Raw genomic sequence first — 23,494 nt, forward strand, 5'->3', positions numbered from 1 at the left:
ATGGAAACGTGAATCATGAATCAACAGATCAAGAAGAACATCGAGGACATCTACGAACTGACGCCGATCCAGGAAGGCTTGCTGTTTCACACCGTCTACGCCCCCGGATCCGGAGCCTACCTGCAGCAGTACAGCTTCGAGTTGCAGGGGCCCTGGCGGCCGGAGTTGTTGCGGCGGGCCTGGGAGATCCTGGTCGCGCGCCACCCCATCCTGCGCACCTCCTTTCACTGGGAGAAAACGCCCAAACCGTTGCAGGTGGTCCACAAGGCGGTGGATCTGCCATGGACCGAGTTGGATTGGCGCGAGCGATCCCAGGCGGGCCGCCGCACCGACTTGGAGGCGTTGATGGCTCGGGAACGTGCCGAGGATCTGGACACCAAGCGGCCACCTCTGATGCGGCTGACGTTGATTCGTACCGGACCCCACGCATGTATCCTCGTCTGGAGTTTCCACCACCTGCTGCTCGACGGTTGGAGCATGGCGCGGGTGATGGCCGAGGTTGGCCAGCTCTGGCACCAGTTGGACGCGGGAAAAACGCCGAGCCTGGCGCCCTCGACACCCTTTCGGGCCTATGTGCTTTGGCTCCAGCAACAGGATCGCGCCGCGGCGCAAGCCTGGTGGCGCGCCAACCTTGCCGGATTCCGTCGGCCGTTGGCGTTGATGCCGGAGCGCGAAGCGCAATTGCCACAGGATGCGACGGCCCGCTACGCTTCGGTGGCCTCGACCCTGCCGGCAGACAGTATCGAGGCGGCCCGCGCTTTCTGCCGCGATCGACAGATCACCCTGAACACCTTCTACGAAGCGGTGCTGGCCCTGATCCTCAGCCGGTACCACGGCCGCGACGACGTCTTGTTCGGCGCCAATATGGCGACGCGGCCACCGACACTGACCGGCTCGGAGGCGATCGTCGGCCCGTTGATCAACACGGTTCCGGTGCGGATTCGGGTTTCCGGGGCCCAAACGGTGGAAGACTGGCTGCACGACCTGCAGCAGGGCGCACTGAACCGCGAACGCTATGCCTTCTGCTCGTTGGTGGACATTCAGAGCTGGAGCGAGGTCGCCAAAGGGTCGCCCTTGTTCCAGATCATTTCCGCGTTCGAGAGTTACCCGAAAGCCAAAACCAACGAGGACCCCGAAAGTGGATTGCGCATCGAGAACGTGAGCTTGAAGGAACGCATCAACTATCCGGTCTCGATCACGCTGGTTCCCGATGACGAGGTGCGCCTCGACATCACCTTCGATCGGGACCTGTTCGAGAAAGCGGAAATCCAACGATTGCACGATCAGGTCGCGCACCTGTTCGATCGGCTTCCCAAAGCGGCCGCGCACCGGCTCGACAGCATTTCGCTGCTGAGTCCGGCGGAAGCGGCGATCTTGTTACCGCCAGCGGCGCCCTCGCCGGCCTTTCGCGACGTGTCCGCATGGTTTTCTCAAACGGTCGAACGGTTTCCCAGAGCGGTTGCATTGCGGGAAGGGCCGCGGACCTGGACCTACGCCGAGTTGGAAGGTGCCGTCGCTGCGCTGACCGTGCAGCTTCGCGCCGAATTACGCGATTCGGAGTCGCGGGTGGGCCTTTGCTGTGGACGCTCGGCCGAAATGGTCGTCGGCATGCTGGCGATTTCCGCCGCGGGTGGGATTTGCCTGCCTCTGGAGCCCGAATATCCGGACGCGCGCTTGGCACAATGGTGTGCCGAAACCCAGCCGGCCCTGATCCTGGCGGAACGTGGCCAGGTGGCGCGACTACGGGCGTTGGGCAACGAAGCGGTTTGGGATTTGACGCCGGCGCCGGACACCTTTCTGGACACGCGCACGCGCGCGTACCGGGCGGAGATCCATCCCGATCAGGGTGCCTATCTGATGTACACCTCGGGTTCCACGGGCAAACCGAAGAGCGTGCTGATCCCCCATCGCGCCCTGAGCAATCACATGGCCTGGATGAAGCGGACCTACCCACTCGCCGAGGATGATCGGGTCCTCCAGAAGACGCCGTTTACGTTCGATGCCTCGGTCTGGGAATTCTGGGCACCGCTGCTTTCCGGCGCCCAACTGGTGCTGGCTCCCGCAGGGGCACATGCCGATCTCAATGCCATGATCGACATTGTTCGCGAGGCAGGCATCACCGTTCTTCAGTTGGTACCCTCCATCGCACAGCTCCTGTTCGACCTGCCCGACTTTGCGGGTTGCACCAGTTTGCGCCGCATCTTCTGTGGCGGAGAGCCGCTGACGCCGTCACTGCAGCAGGTCTTTTTCCAGGCGTCCGGCACGGTCCAAGCCGACCTGATCAATCTCTACGGACCCACCGAGACCTGCATCGACGCATCGTCCTGGTTGTGCCGGCGCGGGTGCGCCCCCTGCCTGGGCTTCGCCATCGATCACCTGCGTCTCCTGGTGCTGGATCGCGCCATGCGGCCCGTGCCGCCGGGCATTCCCGGGGAGATCTGCATTGGCGGGGAGGGCCTTGCGCGAGGCTACTTCGGCGATCCGGTCGCGACCGCGCTCAAATTCGTACCCGATCCTTTCACGGGTCCGGAAGCGCCTGGATCGCGTCTCTATCGCACCGGTGACTGGGCGCGCCGCGATCCCTGTTACGACGGTCAGGGTGCACAGGTGGCAGGTCCCCTGATCTATCAGGGCAGACTGGACGACCAACTTAAGATCAACGGACAGCGCGTGGAGGCGGTGGAAATCGAAACCGCGTTGTGCGACCACCCCGGTGTGCGTCAGGCGGCGGTGGCCATACGGTGCCTGGCGGGAGAAGATCGCGACCGTCTCCTGGCCTGGGTACAACCCCGAGCGGAGAAGGAAGAGGATGCACCGGGCGACGAGGCCTGGTCAAGGGAACTCCGGCAGCATTTGGAGGAGCGACTGCCTCGCGGTTGGATCCCTTCGCTGTTTACGCGTGTGACAGAGCTCCCGCGTCACGCCAACGGCAAGTTGGACCGAACCAGACTACCGAATCCCGAGCCCGTTCTTACGAAAACGGCAGAGCGGCTCGAACCCATGACGCCCACCGAACGACGCCTGACCGAAATCTGGTGTGACTTGCTGGGGATTGCCGAAATCGGCATTCACGACAATTTCTTCGAGCTGGGCGGTGATTCCATTCGCTGCATCCAAATCGTGGCCCGTGCCCATCTCGCCGGGCTTCGATTGACGCCCAAGGACATGTTCGCCCAACCCACCATCGCGGCTTTGGCGACGTTGGCCGACAACCGACCCTCCGGTCGCGGTTCCAGGGAGCCGGACCCCGGGTGGCCGGACCCCGGAAGGCCTGACCCCGGAAGGCCGGACCCCGGGTGGCCGGACCCCACCACCCATGACTTCCAGAAAGAGGATCTTCTCGAGCAGGAAGGCCTGGAAACCGTGGTCGATCGCAGATCGGCCCGGGATCCCTTCCCTCTCGCGAATTTGACGCCGGATCGATTGGCGCTTTTGAAAACACAGTATCCCGACTACGAGGACGTGCTGCGGCTCTCCCCTCTGCAGGAAGGTTTCCTGTTTCACACCCTGCTGGAACCGGAGCAGCCCATTTATTTCGAGCAAGCTTCTATCGAATTGGTGGGTGAACTCGATGGTGCCGCGCTGAAAGAGGCCTGGCAAGCGGTGATCAACCACCACACCATCACCCGCACAGCCTTCGCATGGCGCGATCTTGTCGATCCGCACCAGGTGGTTCTGCCGGCGGTGGAACTCCCCTGGCGCGAGGAGGACTGGCGCGAGATGGACGAGAGCGACCAGGAAGCCCGCCTCCAAAGGTTCTTGGATGAAGATCGCAGCCGCGGATTCGAACTGTCTCGAGCCCCCTTGATGCGCTGCGCACTCTTTCGCTTGAGCGACGACCGGTTCCGTTTCGTGTTCAGCCACCACCACCTGCTCATGGACGGTTGGAGCCTGCCGATTCTGTTCCGCCAGGTCCTGACCGCCCACGCGGCGCTGCTCGCGGGGATCAAACCAAGCCTCGCCGCCGCACCACCCTATCGCGCCTTCATTCACTGGCTGGCCGGCCGCGATCGCGAAGCCGCCAGAGACTTTTGGTGCGCCGAACTGAACGGGTTCACCCGACCGAATCCCCTGCCGGGTGCAATCGACATGGTCGGTCCCCGAAAAGACGGAGAGGGGACCCTCCGCAGACTTCACCGCACACTCGAAGAATCGACGACGACCGCCTTGACCGATTGGGTGAAATTCCACCGCGTGACGCTGAATGCGGTCGTGCAAGCCTGCTGGGCTTTTCTTTTGGCGCGTTACCTGGACCAGCGGGACATCGTGTTCGGCACCACGGTCGCGGGCCGGCCGGCGGATTTACCCGATGCCGGGCTCATCATCGGACCCTTCATCAACACCGTGCCCGTACGGGTTCGCATGGCGCACGCCGCGGTCTTCGCCGACCTGGCAGGGGAGATCCAGCATGGCCATATGCGGCGCGGCCCCTATGACTGGGCCAGTTTGAAAGATATCCGGGATTGGAGTGACGTCGACAACGGCTCGCCGCTGTTTCGGACCCTGCTGGTTATGGAGAACACCCCATTGGAGCGCTCCTTCCCGGAGCGAGCCCTTGGCTGGCAAATCCGAACCGTAGAGGCGCACCAGCAAACCAATTTCCCATTGAGCGCGATGGTGGTGCCAGGGCCCCGACTCGGTATCCACTTGAGCTGGCGGGACGAATGTTTCCCGCCCGGGGCCATGCCCCTGTTTCTCGATCGCCTGATGTGGCTGCTGGGCGAGGTCGTCCATCGGGGAGACCGCCCGCTGGGCTCCTGGCCGCCCATGTCCGAATCCGAGCGCCACCGCGTGCTCGTGACTTGGAACCAGACCGATCGACCCCCCACCGACGACGGTCCCCTCCACCTCCAAATCGAGGATCGCGCCGAAACCGCGCCGCAGGCGATTGCCTTGCGGCATGCCACGGGAACCATGACCTACGCGGATCTGAACAAACACGCGAACAGGCTGGCGCATCACTTGATCGGGCGCAATTTGGGCCCGGAACACCGGATTGCCGTCTGTCTGCCCCGCGGTTTCGATTTGATCGTGGCCATTCTCGGCATCATGAAGGCCGGGGCGGCTTTCGTTCCGCTGGATGTGGCACAGCCCAGGGCAAGGCGCCTCGGCATCTGCAGCGATGCGGATGTGGACCTGGTGATCACCAACGGCAATCAACGAGAGAGCTTCGTCGAACGGGGTTTGGACACCTTGCTCGTCGACGGGGGCATGGGTATGTTCGGTCGCGAATACGAACACAACCCGGTCGTGGCGATCGATCCCGCCAATCTGGCCTACGTGTTGTTCACTTCCGGTTCGACCGGCCGTCCCAAAGGTATCGCGGTTACCCACCGCAACCTCACGCATTTCATCTCCTGGCTGGTCACCGCCTATCCGCTGAAATCGGCCGAAGGCGTCACGCTCCATACATCACCGGCATTCGACGCCAGTCTGGCTTCGATGTTCGGCGTTCTGGTTTCCGGAAAAACGTTGCTCTTGGTGTCGGAAGGCGATGCGTTAGGGCATCTGGCCGATTTGATGGATGGAAATCGGGAAGCCAGCCAACCGATCGCCATGTACACCGGATCACCGGCCCAATTGGAGGCCTTGATGCAGCTATGGCGTCAACGAACCGATTTCCGTCCCAACATCGAATTCATCCTCGTCGGAGGTGAACTGCTCAAGGGAACCACCGTAGCCGCGCTCCGTGATTTGGTACCGAACGCCCCGCTGGCGAACTGTTACGGCCCGACGGAAGCGACCGTGGCCACCACGTACTTCGAAACCAAGCCGGGTCATCGCCAACCGGCCAACATCCCGATCGGTCGCCCCATCGCCAACGCCCGGGTCTACCTGCTCGACCGGCACATGGAACCGGTGGCGCCGGGCAGGATTGGCGAGTTGTTCATCGGCGGTGACGGCATCGCCCGCGGCTATCTGGGTCAATCGCGAACCACGGCGGAAGCGTTCGTACCGGACCCCTTCAGCGGTGAACCGGGTGCGCGACTCTACCGAAGCGGCGACCTGTGCCGTCACCAGGCGGACGCTTCGGGGGATTTGATCTTCGTGAGGCGGCGCGACAGCCAGGTTCAGGTGCGCGGGTTCCGCGTGGAAATGGGCGAGATCGAGCGCGCCCTGGCCGAGCAACCTGGAGTGCATACGGCTGCCGTGGCTGCGACCCGGGCAACGGACGGTCAACTTGAATTGTCGGCGTTCGTCGTCCCCCAATCCCCGGATTGGGAATGCGTCCGGGGAAGGCCCCTGTCGGGAGAGGCGTTGCGGCGCGCCCTGGGAGAAGTGCTGCCCAACTACATGCTGCCGCTTCATTGGTTCTTCCTGGACACGATGCCCATGAATGCCAACGAAAAGACCGACTACCGGACCCTGAAACGCATGGTTGCGGAGGGCCTGCTCGAGGAAGAGCTGGAAGACTGCGATGCCAGGCAGAACCGGCGCTCGACGCCACGTGACCGCTTCGAATTGGAGCTCATCGAGATCTGGCGTTTGGTATTGGATCGGGACGACCTCGGTCGTGACGACGATTTTTTCGAACGAGGCGGTAATTCGCTCAGGGCGGTGCGGTTGATGTCACAAATCCAATCGCGATTTCGACAGAACCAGCCGCTGCGGGAGATCCTCGCCAACAGTCGGCTGGCCGACATGGCGCGACTGCTGCGGCTCGGCCAGGACCCCCTGCCCTATCGGCCCTTGATCGCCCTGCAGCCAATAGGCGATCACCCGCCGTTGATCTTGATCCACCCGGCGGGCGGTGATTCGTTGGCGTACCTCGACCTTGCACGTCAGTTCGCGCCGGATCGACCCGTCTACGGAGTACAACCGAAAGGCTTGGAAAAGGGAGATCCGGAAGCGCCCGACACGATCGAGGCCATGGCACAAGATTACGCGACAGCCCTGCTCCAACAATTCCCCGAGACCGAGTTTCGATTGGCGGGTGCTTCCTTCGGAGGCTTGGTCGCCTACGAAACGGCGGCGAAGCTGGTCGATGCCGGCGCGCGCGTGGCCTGGGTGGGCCTGCTCGACACTCATTTAAACACCGAACCGGGCGAGGACGACGATGCGGCCATCATCGCGGCGTTTTTCGAAGAGGCACCGGGATTCTCGCTGGCAGAATTGCGCCAAATACCGGCCGAAGAGCTGCCGGCCAGGGTATTGCGACAAGCCGCGGAGGCCGGCATCCTGCCGGCGGATTTCGGTGAGACCAGGGTCCGCGCGATTCTGGAGATGACACGACACAGCATGCGTGCGGTCAGGCAGTATCAGCCTAGGGCACTCGAGGTGGCGGTGACCCAATTCAGGGCGAGCGAGACATCGGGTGCCGAAGACGAGAGCCTGGGGTGGCGCACCTTGCTGGGTCATCGCCTCGAAGTGATCGAAGTCTCGGGAAATCACCAGAGCATGTTTCGCGGAGAGAACGCGGCCATGCTGGCCGAGCAGATCGCGAAGCGGTTGTGAACGGGGCGTTCACGTTCGTCCGGATCAGGCAGGTAAAAGCGAACCGAAACTCAATGGAGCTGGCGTGCGATCGCCGATGAACAAACTCTCCCAATCTTGGGCAGGGATCCCGCTCGGGGTCGTGGCATGAGGGAGTTTCCTGCCAATGTCACCAAGAGCTTCGGAATGATGGTGTGGGTGACATTTGAGGCGTGATTTAGGGCCGAGACGCGATAACGCTTACTTCGGCACGGCTCATTTTGGCGATTTCCGCCACCTGCCGCTCATCCAAACCCGCGCGCAGCATGCTTTTTACCAGTTCATGTCGTGCATGCCGTTCGCCATGCTGCTCACCCTCTCGGTAGCCATGCTGCTCACCTTTTTGATACCCGACCTGTTCTCCCTTTTCGAAGCCAATTTGCTCACCTTGCTCAAGACCAATTTCGATGCCTCGTTGCTCACCTTTTTCCATCAGCATCTCGCGTACCGTCATGCTCATTTGGTCCTCCGTTTCCTCGAACAAGATCATAACCCTTCGTTTCTCTTCCTCACTCAACCGGGCGTTGACATCGATAAAATCCATGAATCGAATGAAGGTCCCGTGATCGGTCACCCTGTACAAATGAGTATAGGCCAAAGCGGTCACGTGCAACCGCTCCTCCTCCGGATAATCCAACAACGGCGCCAGGACATACCACACAGGGTTGTCGCTTCCCCAAATGTCGTCCACGTTCTGTTCACGCAACTTCACCCGCAGGAACGAAAAATCCAGCCAGGTCTCCCCGATCGCCTCGTGGCGAATCCGACGCGCCACGTCGCGCCGCCATCGCGGTCGGTCGGTAAACACCACCACAGGCAAAACCGGTAGCCCACCCACCATCCGATCCAGATCGAGAACGTAGTGGCACAGCCGGTGGATGGAAAACGACGACTTCTTGCTCTGGTGCTCCATCAAGCAGATCAGCCCGCCACCGCCGCGAAATTTGAGGTGCATCGCCAAATCTACGATGCGCCCGGGATCGTGCATCATGTGGCGAGGCATTTCCTGACGAAGCTGAACCACTTCCTCCAAGCGCCCATATTCCGATTCGAGCCTGGGCACCAGGGCCCGCACCGATTGCTTGGGAAAGGTCAGGACGAGATCTTTGAACGCCTTGTCATGGGAAAATTCCATTTTATTCTCCGTCATGACGCCTCCGTTCCCCTATCCGATAGCGGCCCCGATCCAGGAATGCGCGGAGAAGGAATGAGTGATGCTTTCCGAACGAATCGTGCCCCATTCTCCCCTGGCTTTCTTGAACCTGGCAAGCATTTAGTTCTTAAAAAAATTTCTCGGACACGCGAATAAATCCGCAACACCGAAACCAGATTCCCCACCATGAGAAAATGCTATGCCTAAAATGAGAAAGCGCACCCTAGGGTGCGCTTTCTGGGGCTTCTCTATTGCCCATATTCATATAAAAGGGGGCGCGGGGGTCGGACAGGCATCTCCGCCAAAATGCCATGCCGATAGCGCAAAGAGTCTACGGCCGTGTAACCATGCCTGGTGTATCAGGCCGATCACGAATCGACCGGTATAGGATAAGAAGGAATTGTGGGGAGAATATTCGGTGGCGTTCAAACGGTCCCGGCTGCGATTGCCGATAGGATTCGAGGCTCCGATTCGGAATGGAAATATTTCCGTAACTGGAGGACCTCACCGGCAAGTAAGGAACTTTCGCGATCGGGCGGGAGAATTGGGGTGTAATAATCCACAATTCCAGAGCGAATCAAATGACCCAGCGACTTCAAATCGTAGCTGAATCCCTCGCAACAGGGTTTGCAGATGCGGTAAGGGCCGTAACTCTCGTCGGGGGATCCGTCGATGCCGAAGCTGTCACGGGCTCCGTCATAGATCCCGACACGACAATTTTTTTCTGAATCCAAGTCGATTTGAAATCGACGCCCACAGGCCGCGCAATGGACGATACCGGCAACACGAGGAATCTTTCCCAAACCGACAAACGAAAACTGACTGCAGGAAGGACAAATAACTTGGGCCACATATTTGAGAGCACACGTCATATCGCCCTCCCGCAAACAACCACTGACTTCAATTTAATAAACAGATCACGTAAAAACACCTGCCCAACATTATTTAGTGATCAATAACACAAAAACTATTCAAGTTTTTCATAAACTCAATGTGCCCAGCAGTTTTTAGGTCAGTTTGAAGGCTGAAACCGGGCTATGACTAGGCATTTATCCGTTCTCCCGCAACACAAACACACCAAGACAAGAAAAGGCCCCACAGCAGGAACCGCGGGGCTCTCTTTTTCCGACTTCAACGACGAGGGTCAGGGTGCCTCGACCGAAATCACCTCGGTGACGCCATAGAGGTACTGAAGACTGGTATCGAGGACCACATCGGTCCAGTCGGATGCCTGTGACTGATCGTCTCCCTGCTTGGTGATCCAAACGGTATCAGGATCGTCCAATTTGGTCCGCCGCCGCAACGGCTTTCCACTCGTGTGGAAAGTGACGAAATACTCTGTACCTTCCGTCATCTGAAAGTCGATTTCGTCACTGAAGACGCGTTCGCCAGGCGCGATTTCCACACTGTCGCTCCCATCGAAGGTGACCGAAACCGGAACGCCAACGATATCCATGGTGCCAATTTGGCGCTCGGCGATGGTCGCCCCCATGACGGTATAGTTTTTGGTGTCGGAGCGGCCATCGAAGGCAATTTGGATGCGGTTGCTGCCCGCGTGAACGAACTCGCCTTTCAGCAAATTGCGGTAGGAACGATGGCGTCGCCAGGCGTCGCTCCACCATCCATTGTCGATTTGATCGTCCGCCCGCCACAGGACGGCGGGCGTCACCGTGAGGGAACGAGAGAATTGGTCCGCCTGGGCACCGTTGAAAACGGTCAGGACAACGGTGTACTCACCGGGAGCCTTGTAAGTGTGGACGGGGTGGAGTTCAGCCGAAGTGGTGCCATCTCCAAAATCCCATTGCCAACTTTGGGCTTCCTCGGAGAGATTCGTGAACGAGGCCGTCACGGGCAAAGCCTCGCGCTCGACGTCCAGCAGAAAGTGAGCGCGCAATCCGGAAGTCGCATACTCGAAGCAGCCTGCGGAAGTTCGGCCCTCGAACACCGCGGCTCCGGGCCAACTCGCGGGGATCTCGGCCAGGACGAATCCCAGCTCCTGACGCCCCGCGCTTTCGATGCCAAGCTGGAAGTAGGCTTGCGGATCGACGAGCGAACCGCCGACGAACTGTGGATCGCCCTGACGGTTGTTCTCCCATGCGGCGGGCATCGGCACATTGGCCAGGTCCAGATAGGTGCCACCGTTGAATGCGTTCCAATCGCGATAAAGGGATTTTCCCTGAGGGTTGCCGATCCCGATCAGCGACGAGTAGAACAGGTTGCTGTCGTAATTGTTGTCCGCACTCTCGAGCCCGCTCGCTTTGACGATCTGCTTGTTCGAATAGAAAATGTTGTTGCGGAAATCGAAGTCTTCGACTCCCTCGGAAAGCCAGAGGGGCGTCTGCCACTCATTCTTGGCGAAGAAGGTGTTGTAGTAGAACCGGACCTGGGTGGTATCCCAGGGTCCCCATAATTGAAATTTGGTGACGACACTGGATTTGGGTTCGGAAGACTGATCGATGAAATCCCAGGCATAGAGTTGTTCTTTGTCGGCCATCAGCAGGTTCCCATAAACGTAGGTCGGCCCATCGTGGTGGGGCGCCAAACTGAAGCCCACGTAGGCATCGTGAATGAGATTGTAGTGGAACTCTCCATCGATGACCCGCGCGCCCGCATCCAAAGCATCGTCAAAAATGTTGTGAATGTGGTTGTGATGCACGAGCACCCGCTCGTTGGGATCCTCGTCACGACCACCGCCGATATTGATGCCGTCGAAGAAACCAGTGACTTCGTTGTACGCGATCTCGGTGTCCGCACTGCCGTTATACGGTTGCACGCCAATGCCGAGGCCCTCCATGGTCTTGACACCGGCGGCATTCGGATTCGAAAGCGGTCCTCCTTCGAGACCATCACGACCGAACAGGCAACCGCACTTATCGACATCCTCGATCAAGGAACCCACATCGCGGATGTAGGTGGCGTAACAGTGTTTCACGTCGCCCCAAGTCCAATCGGCGTGATGATCCCGCGTGACCAGGTTGTCGGTGATCCGTATCCGGGTGGCGATCATCGGCGAACCGCTGGGTCCGCCGACGTAGATGCCGCTGATCGAATTGACGACTGCAACCGCATTGACGGTGACGTCCGTGCTCTCGGACAAGTAGATCCCATAGTTCGCGCCGTGTTTGAACATGAGTGATCGATCCAGCCCGTCGATCACGATGTCGCTTGATTTCTTGATGGAAAGAACCGACTTGGACTGGGATATGAAGTAGGGCCGTGCGTTGGGGTTCCGAATGCCCTTGGGATCGTGCAGGCCAAGATACACGTGGGTCGGCGTGAAATAGGCACCATCGCCATTTTGATCGTGGACGTGACGCATCTTGAACAGGGTTGGGCCGGGATAGGTCCAGAGCAGCCGATCGATGCCGGCTGTATCCGCGACACTGACGGTGTTGCGCGTCACGATGTGGGGATCGGGCGTGTTCTTCACGTTGAACTGATGGGGAAAACTGTAAACCGTGTAGGGTTCACCGGAATAGTCGCCCGTGAAGGTGCCCTCCTGGGTCCAATGGTCCATGCCGCGTTGGGTCAAGGCCTCGATCGCGGCGGAAACGACGACCTTTTCGACCTCGCCGTTCTCGTCGAAGGGTTGCAAGGTGAGGTGGTGTTTTTCGTAAATCGAGAGCGGTTCGTAATAGGTACCACCCCGAACCTTGATGGTGTAGTGGACGGTGGGATCGATACATCGATCGATCGCCGCCTGAATGGAACAGAAAGGAACGGTGAGTGTGCCCGCGCCTCCGTCGCTGCATTGTGTACCGGAGCCATCCACATAGAATACCTGACTTGTCGTTTGAGCGAAGACGCTCACCGGAACGGTGAAAACCGCACTCGAGACGACGAGCGTCGCAAAAATACCGAGGATACGGCGCGAAAAGGTCACTTTCATATAAGGTTCTCCCAAAATCGAATCGAGATCGCACCATCGGTTAGACCAGACAACCAATGGTGGTGAGGTTGCCTTCGGGACGGAGGGCGTCCCGAGCGAACCCGTCACCCGATCTCGAAAGGGAGCACGCGACGACCGGAACAAATCCGCCACGAAAAATGTCGTCCAGAAAAAAGCGTGACCGTCCTCACCCCACCCGACATAGGATTCGCCCGATGCCTGGACACGCGAAGCCCGGCTCGAACACTTCGATGGTTACAGCTCGCCCTTGTAGCTCTTCTTGATCAACTCGGCTTTGGAATTGATATGCAGTTTTTTGTAGATGTTCTTGATGTGGGTATAGACGGTTCCGATCGAAATGTGAAGCCGCTCGGCCACCTGCTTGTAACTGAGCCCATCCACCAAGGCCAGGGCCACTTCCTTTTCGCGCCCGGTCAGGACCGATTTCGGCTTCTCGATCGGGGTCCGCTTGGGGTGAAAATGCTGGACCACCTTCAGCGCGATGCGAGGCGACATGGGGGCGCCACCGTCACGAATGGTCAGCAACAACGACCGGATCTGATCGAAGGGCGTGGACTTCAACAAATAGCCGCTCGCACCCGCACACAACGCCTCGAAAATCGATTCGGGATCTTCCGACACCGTCAACATCACCACGTCGATGTCCGGATGGCGTTCCTTCAACAACCGGGTTCCCTGAATACCGTTCATCCCTGGCAACCCGATATCCATGAGCACCACGTCCGGCTGGGCCAGGTTGCGGCTTTCCCAATTCCAAACCTCCATGGAATCGACTGCCAACACACAATCGATGTCTTCCACCAGCTCGAAATAGTCAAGCAAGTTCTCGCGAATTTCTTCGTCGTCCTCAACCATGGCAACTATCAAAGTCTTGGTATTCATAGCGTTCCTCTACCGATCGACGTGGCGCGGCACTCAGCGAACCCGAACCGTCATGTGAAGCGAAAAGCCGAGACCCCGTTCCCACAGTGTCTCGGACTCGATCAGTCCGCGGGCTGTTCCGATGGCGAATCCGTTCCCTCGGCGTGTTCCCGCAACGGCGGCTCCCCTTCGGAAGATTGACGGAGGCACACCTCCGAATCCGATTCTTCTGGAGTGTCCTTACGGGCATCGACGGCGTTCAACTGGTTCAAATGAAAATTTTGAAGATCGCGCCGGGCGTGTTCCTGGAGGTCGGGAATCAAATCGGTTTCGTCGACGATCTCACCGGTCAGGACTTCCAGCACGTCCTCGAGCGTCACCACTCCGGACACCCCGGCGAACTCGTCGACCACCACGGCAAGGTGTTGCCGGGAACTTTGAAACAGGGTCAGCAGGCGATCGGCCGGCATCTGCTCGGGAACGAAACGCACCCGATGCTGGAAATTGGCGATGGGCTCGTCGGAGCGCCCTTCGACCATGCCGCTCAACAGCTCGGTCTTGTAGACGATCCCGGTGATGTCGTCCGGCACACTCTCGACCACGATGATGCGCGAATGGGGCGAATTCAGAATCGGCTCCCGGACAGAATCCAGGGTCTCGCTTCCCTTCAGGTAGGTAATCGCGACACGCGGCGTCATCAGGTCTTGGGCGGTCTTGTCGTTGAGTTCGAACACCCGTTGAATCATTTCCGATTCATCCTTCTCGATCACCCCTTCGCGCTGACCGATATTGGCCAAAAGGCGAATCTCGGCTTCGTTGGTGGTGAGTCGGGGATTGGAAGGTGTCATCCATTGGGTCAGGTGTTCCAGCAACCAGAGAATCGGGGCAAAGAGGTAGGACAAAAAGAGAACCGGACGCGCCACCCAAAGGGAGATGCGCACGCAGTAGAGTTCGCCCAAGGTTTTGGGAATGATCTCGGAAAAGAGAATCACCAGAAACGTCAAAACGCCGGAAAGGATGCTGCGCCCCAGGTCCCCCCATAGATCGAAGGCGATGGCGGTGACCGCCGCGGATCCGACGATGTTGGCGATATTGTTGAGAATGACGATGGTGCCGATGGGTCGGCTCATGTTCTCTTGGATACGCAAAAGAGCGATGGCAGCGGGCTTTTGGCTTTGAGCGAGGTGGCGGACTCGGGTCACCGGAATCGAGAACAGGGCAGCTTCGGAACCGGAGCAGAGCGCAGAGGAAATCAAAACCACCACGATGGCAACAATCAAAACGGACAAGGAACGAAAACCTCCCAAGGAATGCTGAAGGAAACCCGATCGCACATACCACGGTCAATGTTTCCATCATAACAAACTCACTGGCGTGAACGTGTCCAAGAAAGTGTCTGGCCAGTCACGAAAGGAAAAAGAACGCAGAAGGACATCTCTCCTCCATACGGGAATCGGAGCCCTCTGGTATCCTCAAATTTGTCACGATGTTACCAAGCGTCTCTCGCACCCGTGGAACGGGCGGGATCACGAGCGGGCCGACCCCAGCCTCCCGCATTCACCCACACGTCGATCACCCACACAAAGCCGAGCCGGAATGCTATGATAGGCCGGGCATCATCTTATGATTGCAATACTTGGCGTCACGAAGGACGGCTTCGCCGGGCCGACGGGCCCGGGCGATGTTTTCGTGTGTGCCGATGCGGCGCCATCGCCGTAAATCAACCTCGATCGTGGGGGAGGACGCCGTGCCGTTCGGCGCTTTTCGCTCAAACCGTCCGATCGTCGCCTTTTGGGCCGCGATCACCTGCGCGTTGACTGGTTGGATCCCCCTGTCCGCACAGATCGAAGTCTTTCCGCTCGAGGTCATGACCACCGAGCAGGGACTGTCACACGGAACCGTTTGGACCACGGTCCTCGATCAAACCGGGTTTCTATGGGTTGGGTCCTCCAGCGGCCTGAATCGTTTCGATGGCTACGGATTCAAGGTCTACCGTCGCGAGGTGGGCGAAGATTCCCTGCCCGACAATTTCATTCGGGTCCTGCTGCCGGCAGGCCAGAACCAGCTCTGGATCGGGACTTCCGCGGGTTTGGCCCTGTTCGACACCTTGACCGGAACCTGCCGTCGCTTTCGCCACAACCCGGTCGACCCCCATCACAGCCATCGCGATTTCATCAGCACGTTGGTACAGGCCAACGACGGAGGGCTTTGGATCGGCACGGACAGCGGCCTGAGCTATTTCGACACCCGCGAATTGGCGTTCCGCGATCCGCTCATCGCCGATTCCCATGCGGACCTACTGCGCGACACTCTGGTGGAAGCCCGGGTTCGCGCGTTATGGCCGCGCAAGGACGGCACCCTCTTCGTCGGCGGCGATCAAGGATTGGTCCACTACGATCCCGCCAGAGGTACCGGCGTTCGGTTCCCGGTGCGCACGGAGGACACCGCGGGCCTGAGCCACCCCGAAGTGCGGGCCCTCCACGCGACGCCGGACGGTCACCTCTGGGTCGGCACCTCCAATGGGCTCGATCGCCTGGACGCGGCCGGAGTCATCACCAATTTCAGTGCCCGAGACACCGACCGCCCCCTGATCCGCGACAACTGGATCAACGTTCTTGCCGGCGACGAGGCCGGTCGATTGTGGGTGGGGACCCGTTCCGGAGGCATCAGCCTCATCCAACCCAAATCCCGTCAGGCCGAGTTCTTCTCCAGCGATCCCAACCAGGGCAGCCTGCCCAGCAACAACATCGTCTCCCTGCGGCTGACACCCAGCGGCCTGCTGTGGATCGGCACCTACAAGGCCGGCCTGCTGAGGTTGGACCTGAAAAACCAAAAGTTCCGCTGCTTCCGGGTTCAACAGACGAAGGACCAGACCAAGGAAAGCGTGGCCGCCATGTACCTCGATCGGGAGGACAACCTGTGGCTGGGCAACCTGGACGGTTTGATTCGATTCAACCGCGGAACGGGCCAAATCTCGCACTACCACCACGATCCGGGGAACCCGCGTTCGCTGAGCACCAATTCCGTGTTGAGCATCGAGGGCTTCGCCGACGGCACCGTCTGGGTAGGTACCTACGACGGCGGTCTCAACCGCTATCGGCCCGAAACGGACGATTTCACCCACTTCCGGGCCCGTCCCGGCCGCCTGGGCAGCCTTCCCAACGGCGTCGTCAACGCTCTTTACACCGATCCTGGCGGGTTGCTGTGGATCGGCACCCGTACGGGACTGCACACCTACGACGCCCAGCGCAACCGCATCGTGGATTGGCCTTTTCCCGACGGCGGGATCTTCTCCAAGGAAACCCGCATCTCCACCATCCGGCCAGGACCGGAAGGCCTGCTGTGGGTCGGCACCAACGGCGGCTTTTGCAAATTCGTGCCCAGTACCGGCGAGTTCCGCCGCTACCGTCACGATCCCAACGACCCCAAATCCATCAAACACGACTCCGTTTCGGCGGTGCTGCAAGACAGCGAGGGCCAGGTGTGGGTGGGAACCAACAACGGCCTGGCACGCTTCGATCCCTGGACCGAGCACTTCGAGACCGTGTACCAGGGGGGCTTGAACAACCTTTGGATCAACGGTATCCAAGAGGGTCGCCCGGGAGAGTTGTGGATTACCACGAATGCCGGTTTGTTTCGCTTCACGCCCCCCGAGAACGTGGTGGTCTACGACCAATTGGACGGCCTGCAAGGCAAGGAATTCCTGCCGAACAGCGTCTTCCGGGCGCCGTCGGGCGAGCTCTTCATCGGCGGAGTCAAGGGCTACAACAGCTTTTTCCCGCGCGAGATGTTGATCAATCCCCACATCCCCAACGTCGCCATCACCAGCTTTCGCATTTTCGGTCTGGAGTTGCCCCTGACCGAGCGCCTGGACACCAACGGCAGATTGGTGATTCCCGCCTCGGAAAACTTCTTCTCCTTCGAGTTTTCGGCACTGGACTTCACCGCTCCGGCCAAGAATCGCTATGCCTACATGCTCGAGGGCTTCGACGAGCAATGGAACTACAGCTCCGGGCGGCGTTACGCCTCCTACACCAATCTCAATGGCGGCGATTACCGTTTTCGGGTCAAGGCCTCGAACAACGATGGTGTCTGGAACGAGGAGGGCGTGGTCATCGGCGTGCGCATCATGCCGCCATTCTGGCGACGCGAGAGCTTCCTGTTGATCCTGGGCCTGATGGTGCTGGCATTTTTGGTGGGGGGACACCAGTACCGCATGCGCGACATCAAACGCAACCAGCGCAACTTGACCCTGACCGCCGACCGCCAGACCGACGCCATTCGCGGCGCCCACCAACGCCTGGCCGAGGAAGTTCGCAAGGCCGGCATCGCCGAGATGACCACCGGCGTGTTGCACAACATCGGCAACATTCTCACGACCGTGTCCACTTCGGCCGCCGAACTGCGGGCCATCATCCAGCGCTCCAAGCTGGAACAGTTCCGCGCGGTGAACAACATGATGGCCGATCACAAGGGCAACCTCTCCAGCTACCTTCAATCGGATCCCAAGGGTCGCCTGATTCCCGAGTTCCTGAAAAAAGTGGAACGCCAGTTCCACCGGGAGAACGAGTCCATCGACAAGGAAACCGAAATGCTGCTGGACAAGATCGCCCTGATGGCCCAGGCGGTTTCCATGGAACAAAGCTACGTCAGCAGCTTCGATCGCAAGGAACAGGTGCACCTCACCGAATTGATCGACAACGCGCTCTCGCTGCAGGAGCCGTCGCTGAAGAAGCGCAACATCGAGGTCATTCGCAAGTACCAGACCCAGCCCCCCTGCAACCTGGAAACGGTCAAGCTGGTTCACGTGGTGACCAACCTCATCAAGAATGCCGCCGATGCGCTGACCGCGCGGCCCCCCAATGCGGAGGGACGTCGCCTCGAGGTCCAGGTAACCCCGCTCGACGCGGAGTTCAACATGATCCTCATCAAAGACAACGGCTGTGGCATTTCACCCGAAAACCAGGCCAAGTTGTTCGAATTCGGCTTCACGACCAAAGCCGACGGGCACGGGTTCGGGTTGCATTCGTGTCGTGCCACGATGCGGGAAATGGGCGGTGACATTCGCGCCGAAAGCGAAGGACAGAACCGCGGCACGACCTTCTTTCTCAAAGTGCCGATCATGTCCAAAAGTGTGAGCCGCAAGGGCCACCAGAGCTTTCCCAATCACCTTTCGGAGAACTGACGACTTTGGAAACACTTATTCAATCGGCCGCCAAATCGCCCCCGCCTCCAAAAAACGCCCGGGGGGCGGATTCCGGTTCGTTCAAGAACGCCGCCACGTTTTTTTTCCGTGCGAAGCGGTCGTTCTCTCCTAGAATAGTGGGCATGTTCGGCCGGGCATACCAGCTCGCTACCGGCATGATTGCGATTCACGGAGATCCGAGGCCGCAGGCCGGCGATATCGCGGTCGAGGGACCCGCGAATTTCAAGGCCCGCGAGATGCCTTTTCGGGACGAAAAAAGGAAAACCGACCTTCGCACGGGAGCGGACGTGCATTATTATTGTTGCAAAAACCATTTCACATTTCACGACTCCGCTCTCCGAACTCGATCCCTCTATCAAACAAGTTGTTTAAAGAGACCTGCATGAATCAAATAGGAAAGTACCGAATCATCAAAGAACTGGGCAAGGGCGGTATGGGTACCGTCTATCAGGCCGAGGATACGGTGATCGGTCGAACCGTCGCCCTCAAGATCATCAAAGACGAGGTGAGCGACGACGCGGAGCTCAAGGAGCGATTCTTTCGCGAAGCGAAATGGGCCGGTGGGCTTTCGCACCCCAATATCACCGTGGTCTACGACGTGGGTGAATACAAGGGCAAGCCCTACATCGTCCTTGAGTACCTCACCGGATTCGATCTCAAGACCATGATCCAGCGTGAAGAGCCGCTGACGCTTCTCCAAAAGATCGACATCGCCCTGGAAATGTTGGAAGGTCTCAGTTTCGCCCACGAGCGCGACATCACCCACCGCGACATCAAACCCGACAACATTCGCATCGTCGAGGGTAACCACGTCAAAATCATGGATTTCGGCATCGCGCGGCCCGCTTCCAGCGACTTGACCGAAACCGGTATGGTGATGGGCACGCCAGCCTACATGTCCCCCGAGCAAATCACCGGCAAGAAGCTGGATCCCCGCTCCGACGTCTTCTCCTTCGGCGTGGTGTTTTACGAACTGCTCTGTTACAAGAAGCCGTTCACCGGCGACTCGACCACGACGCTGGCCTACCAAATTCTGCTCTACAACCCGCACAAGCTGGACTTGCCGGAGGGTGACCGGGAATTCACCGACCAACTCCAGGCGATCATCAACAATTGCCTGAAGAAAAACGTCTCGGAGCGCTACCAGAGTTGCCGCGACATCATCAACGCCCTTCACGACGTGCGGGCGCTGATGGTGTCCAACCGAATCACCGACAAGATGTACCTGGAAGATTTGAAGGGTCGCTCGGTGCAGACGGTCGTGGCGCGGGGACGCGAGTTGGCCGATTCGCATCGCTTCGACAAGGCCCGTCAGGTGTACGAGTACGCCCTCGAGCTGGATCCCAGCCACCAACAGGCGCGGGAAGAACTGGACTCGCTCGACGCCAAAAGCGCCGTTCACGAGGAAGTGCGGGAAATGTTGCTGGAGGCGGACAGCTTCTTCGCCCGCAACGATTTCGAGAAAGCTCTCGACATCTACCAACAGGTCTTGGAAAAGGAGCCCCACAACCAGGATGCCCAGCGAAACCTGGAAGCGCTGCAAACCAAACTGGCGGCTCTGACTTCGCGCGTCTCGAGCACCCAAACCAACATGACGTCCACCGGTAGCCTGGTGGCCAAAGTGCTGGTGGGCGGTGGCGTGTTGGTCGGCGCCGCGGTGGGCCTGTTCTTCATGTTGAACAAGGATGAGAGCTCACCGGAAGCGGGGAGCAAACCACCGATCCAAGATACGTCCTCCAATGCTTCGCAAGACATCCCACCCGCTCCCGGTCCACAGACCCAACCGCCGTCCGGCAATCCGGAGGACACCGCCGACGAGGGTGCGGGCAACGAACCGCCCTCTCAGAATGCCGCAAATCCGCCCGGGAGAGACGCCGCGACACCCGAGTCGACCGCCGCGAACAGCGCAACACCGACCCAGGATTCGCCTACGCCGGTGGAGGATCCGGCCGTCGCGAAACTGCGTCGCGAATTGGACGATTTGATTGCCCGGGTGGAATCCCAGAAAAAACGGGCCCGATCCATCGAAGGAGCTTCGCGCACCGAATCCTTCGCCAATGGACTAGAAGCGGAGAACCAGGGTCTCAAACGCGCCGCCGGCCAGGACCCGAGCGATTTCCGCGCGGCCAAAGATATGTTGACGAATGCCCTCAATCACTATCGCCAGGCCGGTCGGGCTGCAGATGCCAACCGCCGCAAGGCCTCCCAGGAAGTCGACAGCCTCTCGGATCGCGTGGCGGCCGCCAAGGCCGAAGTCATCGGCGACGCCAGCCAACGCGATCGCTTGAGAGCCTGGCGCGATGCGATGGCCCTGGAACAACGCGGCCTGGATGCCGCCGTGCGCGGCGAATACGATCGCGCCAAGACCGCCTTGAGCGGGGCCCTGACCAAGTATGCCGAAGCGGCCACCGAAATGGAGTTGCTGCTGAAGCAGCAGGCCGATGACGCGCGACTGGCCATGAACCAGGCTCGCGAAATGACGCGTCCCGAACAGCGCGGTCTGGACACGTTCAAAAGAGCCATGGCCCGTGCCCGGGCCGCCGCCGAAGCCGAACAGGCCTTGGATTACTCGACCGCGACAGGCGCCTATCGCGAAGCCTCCATCCTGTTCCAACAGGCCGCCACCACCGCGATAGAACCTGCCGTTGACAGCGCTCCTCCCTCTCAACCCGTCGCCACCAACGACGAAGACCGCGACAACCAGCACATCGATCGCTTCATCGACACCTATCGCGACCTTTTCGTCAGTCGCGACGTGGGCGCCCTGGTCAAGCACATGAACTTCAGCAAACAGGAACGCGACAACTGGTCCGCCTTTTTTCAGTCGGCCGAGAAGATCGAACTGGAAATACTGGATCGCAAGGTGGACCTCAACGGCAACGAAGCCGACGTCAAACTCCAGCTACGGCTGATCTATTTCAACAAGAGCAGCCGCAAACAGGAACGCCGCGAGTTTCCGTTCAACTACACCCTGAAGAAAAACAACGATCAATGGCGGCGCGTTCGTTGACGCGTGCCGGCGACGACGACAACCTGATCCCTATCCTAGAGGAGTCCATTCATGAATCGTTCATTCCGCTCGGTAACCCATTTCGGGTTTCTGTCTTTCCTTCTGGTATCGATGACCAACTTACCGGTCCATGCCCAGTTGAACAACACCTTCGATTCGGTATTCAACGAGATTCTGGTCAACCGACTTCAGCTCAGCCCCGGCGCCCACGGCAACCACTATCGGGAAGCCGCCATGTTGGCCGCCAGCCAGCTCACGCCATCCCTCAACAGCCTGATCGCCAGCAACGTGTCCTCGTTCCCCAACAGCGCCACCTCGGTCGGGGTGACCTTCAGCTTCGAAGGCGGCGCGCCCCAGAAGATCCGCCAGGCCGAAGGCCCGATCTTCGGTGAAATGGCCACCACTCAGGGCAAGGGCGTCTTCAACCTGGGCATGAACGCCAGCCATTTGAGCCTCGACAAGTTTCGTGGGCTGGACACCGAGGACATGCGCTTCACCTTCCCCCACGTGGACGTCACCGGCGACGGCACCCTGGGTGAGAACCCCAACGAAAGCGACACCATCGACGTCACCATGGGCATCGATGTGGACGCCACCATCTACAATTTCTATGCGACCTACGGCATCACCGACCGGGTCGACGTCACCATCGGGGTTCCGGTAATCGACGTATCCTTGACCGGCACGGCGGTAGCCTCGGTCAACAGTTTCACGATCGCGGCCCTGGGCGAAGCCAACCACCACTTCGGCGACGACGCCACCCGCCCGGTCCTTCAAACCGCGGTACCCTATTCCGACTCCGCCGCGGGCATCGGCGACGCGACCATTCGCTTCAAGTACAACGCCTTCAGAAACGATCGGTTCGGCCTCGGATTCATCCTGGAATACCGCCTGGCCACCGGTGACGATGACGACTACCTCGGCACCGGCGAGAACGAGATCCGCCTCAGCCAGATTTTCTCCGGAGAACGCGAGTCCTTCAGTTGGCACCTGAACCTCAGTTTCGAACGGCGTCCGGCGGATTTGGACAGCGACGAGTTCGAATACCTCGCGGGATTCAACTACGAGGTCGGCGGTGGCTTGGCCTGGACGATGGAAGTCCTCGGCGAGTACGACCTCAATGACAAGGAAACCATCGAGTTGCTGCCCGGTACGGTCACCATCACCGATCGCTCGGGTGACGCCATCAACACCCGCATCGTCGAGCTTTCCAACATCCCCGAGCGCGACAACGACAATACGCTGAGCGGCTCGATCGGGGTGCGTTTCGCTCCCAGCGATCGCCTCGTTCTGATCGCCAACGTCCTGTTGCCGCTCAACGACGGCGGCCTGCGCTCGGACGTGGTCGGCACCGCCGGCGTCGGGTACACCTTCTGATCAGGAGTAACCCGGTAGGCAACGTATCCCAATCCATCACATGATTGCACGCCGGTAGGCGGAGAGACCCAGCCGGCCTCTCCGCTTCCCGGTGCCTCGTCTCGCGCTCCCGGGAGGGTTTTTGAACAGGCCCTTCGGCACGGATTTCCAAACCGATCGCCGGGAGTTTGGCAGACCGATCTCATTCGGCGGCGTTCGTGGTGTGTCCCGAAATTCGGGGCCCGACCATTTCGGGCCCGAAGGGCTGCGCGTTCCGTGGCCGTGGCGACCGTCAAAATCCAGATCGCCGCCAGTTTCGACAAAGGCCCGATTTCAAGGCAACTCCGCTCATTTCTCGAGTTGGCCGAATGCCGTGGTCGATGCGCCGTTTCCCCCAAAGATCCCGTTTATTCCCATATCACCAGAGTCTCTTTTGTCATCATGCGCGGCGAGAGCTGGTATGATGTTGGGTACTGCGCCGTTCACATTACAATCGGATGTCGAGTCACTGAGAGATTCCCACGG

At 59.7% G+C, this 23,494-nt stretch carries 8 protein-coding genes; 4 read left to right on the forward strand and 4 right to left on the reverse strand.

What is annotated here, in order from left to right; translation table 11 throughout:
- Window positions 1-15: 15 nt before the first annotated feature.
- Window positions 16-7,455: an amino acid adenylation domain-containing protein gene (locus J3U87_RS32590; protein WP_237379993.1), complete on the forward strand. Its 7,440-nt coding sequence runs from the start codon at window positions 16-18 to the stop codon at window positions 7,453-7,455.
- 196 nt (window positions 7,456-7,651) lie between these two features.
- Here J3U87_RS32590 and J3U87_RS32595 read toward each other — a convergent pair whose 3' ends face one another.
- The 4 genes from J3U87_RS32595 to J3U87_RS32610 form a co-directional block, all read right to left on the reverse strand.
- On the reverse strand, window positions 7,652-8,506 hold the full coding sequence (locus tag J3U87_RS32595; RefSeq protein WP_237379995.1) for an RpnC/YadD family protein: 855 nt from the start codon (window positions 8,504-8,506) through the stop codon (window positions 7,652-7,654).
- A 1,264-nt stretch (window positions 8,507-9,770) separates the two neighbouring features.
- Window positions 9,771-12,515, reverse strand: coding sequence for a PKD domain-containing protein (locus tag J3U87_RS32600; protein ID WP_237379997.1), 2,745 nt, complete (start codon window positions 12,513-12,515; stop codon window positions 9,771-9,773).
- Between the two features lie 255 nt (window positions 12,516-12,770).
- Entirely contained in the window at window positions 12,771-13,418 is a 648-nt protein-coding gene (locus tag J3U87_RS32605) for a response regulator (RefSeq protein ID WP_237379998.1), read from the reverse strand.
- A 101-nt stretch (window positions 13,419-13,519) separates the two neighbouring features.
- The gene (locus tag J3U87_RS32610; RefSeq protein WP_237380000.1) at window positions 13,520-14,686 is read right to left on the reverse strand and encodes a hemolysin family protein; all 1,167 of its coding nucleotides are present in this window, start codon (window positions 14,684-14,686) and stop codon (window positions 13,520-13,522) included.
- 458 nt (window positions 14,687-15,144) lie between these two features.
- Between J3U87_RS32610 and J3U87_RS32615 the strand changes: the two genes are divergently transcribed.
- From J3U87_RS32615 to J3U87_RS32625, 3 genes are all read left to right on the forward strand, one after another.
- Window positions 15,145-18,582: a sensor histidine kinase gene (locus tag J3U87_RS32615; RefSeq protein ID WP_237380002.1), complete on the forward strand. Its 3,438-nt coding sequence runs from the start codon at window positions 15,145-15,147 to the stop codon at window positions 18,580-18,582.
- A gap of 403 nt (window positions 18,583-18,985) precedes the next feature.
- The gene (locus J3U87_RS32620; protein WP_237380004.1) at window positions 18,986-21,613 is read left to right on the forward strand and encodes a serine/threonine-protein kinase; all 2,628 of its coding nucleotides are present in this window, start codon (window positions 18,986-18,988) and stop codon (window positions 21,611-21,613) included.
- 51 nt (window positions 21,614-21,664) lie between these two features.
- A complete protein-coding gene (locus J3U87_RS32625) occupies window positions 21,665-22,990 on the forward strand; it encodes a transporter (protein ID WP_237380006.1) in 1,326 nt (441 codons plus the stop codon).
- Window positions 22,991-23,494 lie beyond the last annotated feature (504 nt).

It is taken from the genome of Sulfidibacter corallicola (assembly GCF_017498545.1).
Classification (GTDB): domain Bacteria; phylum Acidobacteriota; class Holophagae; order Acanthopleuribacterales; family Acanthopleuribacteraceae; genus Sulfidibacter; species Sulfidibacter corallicola.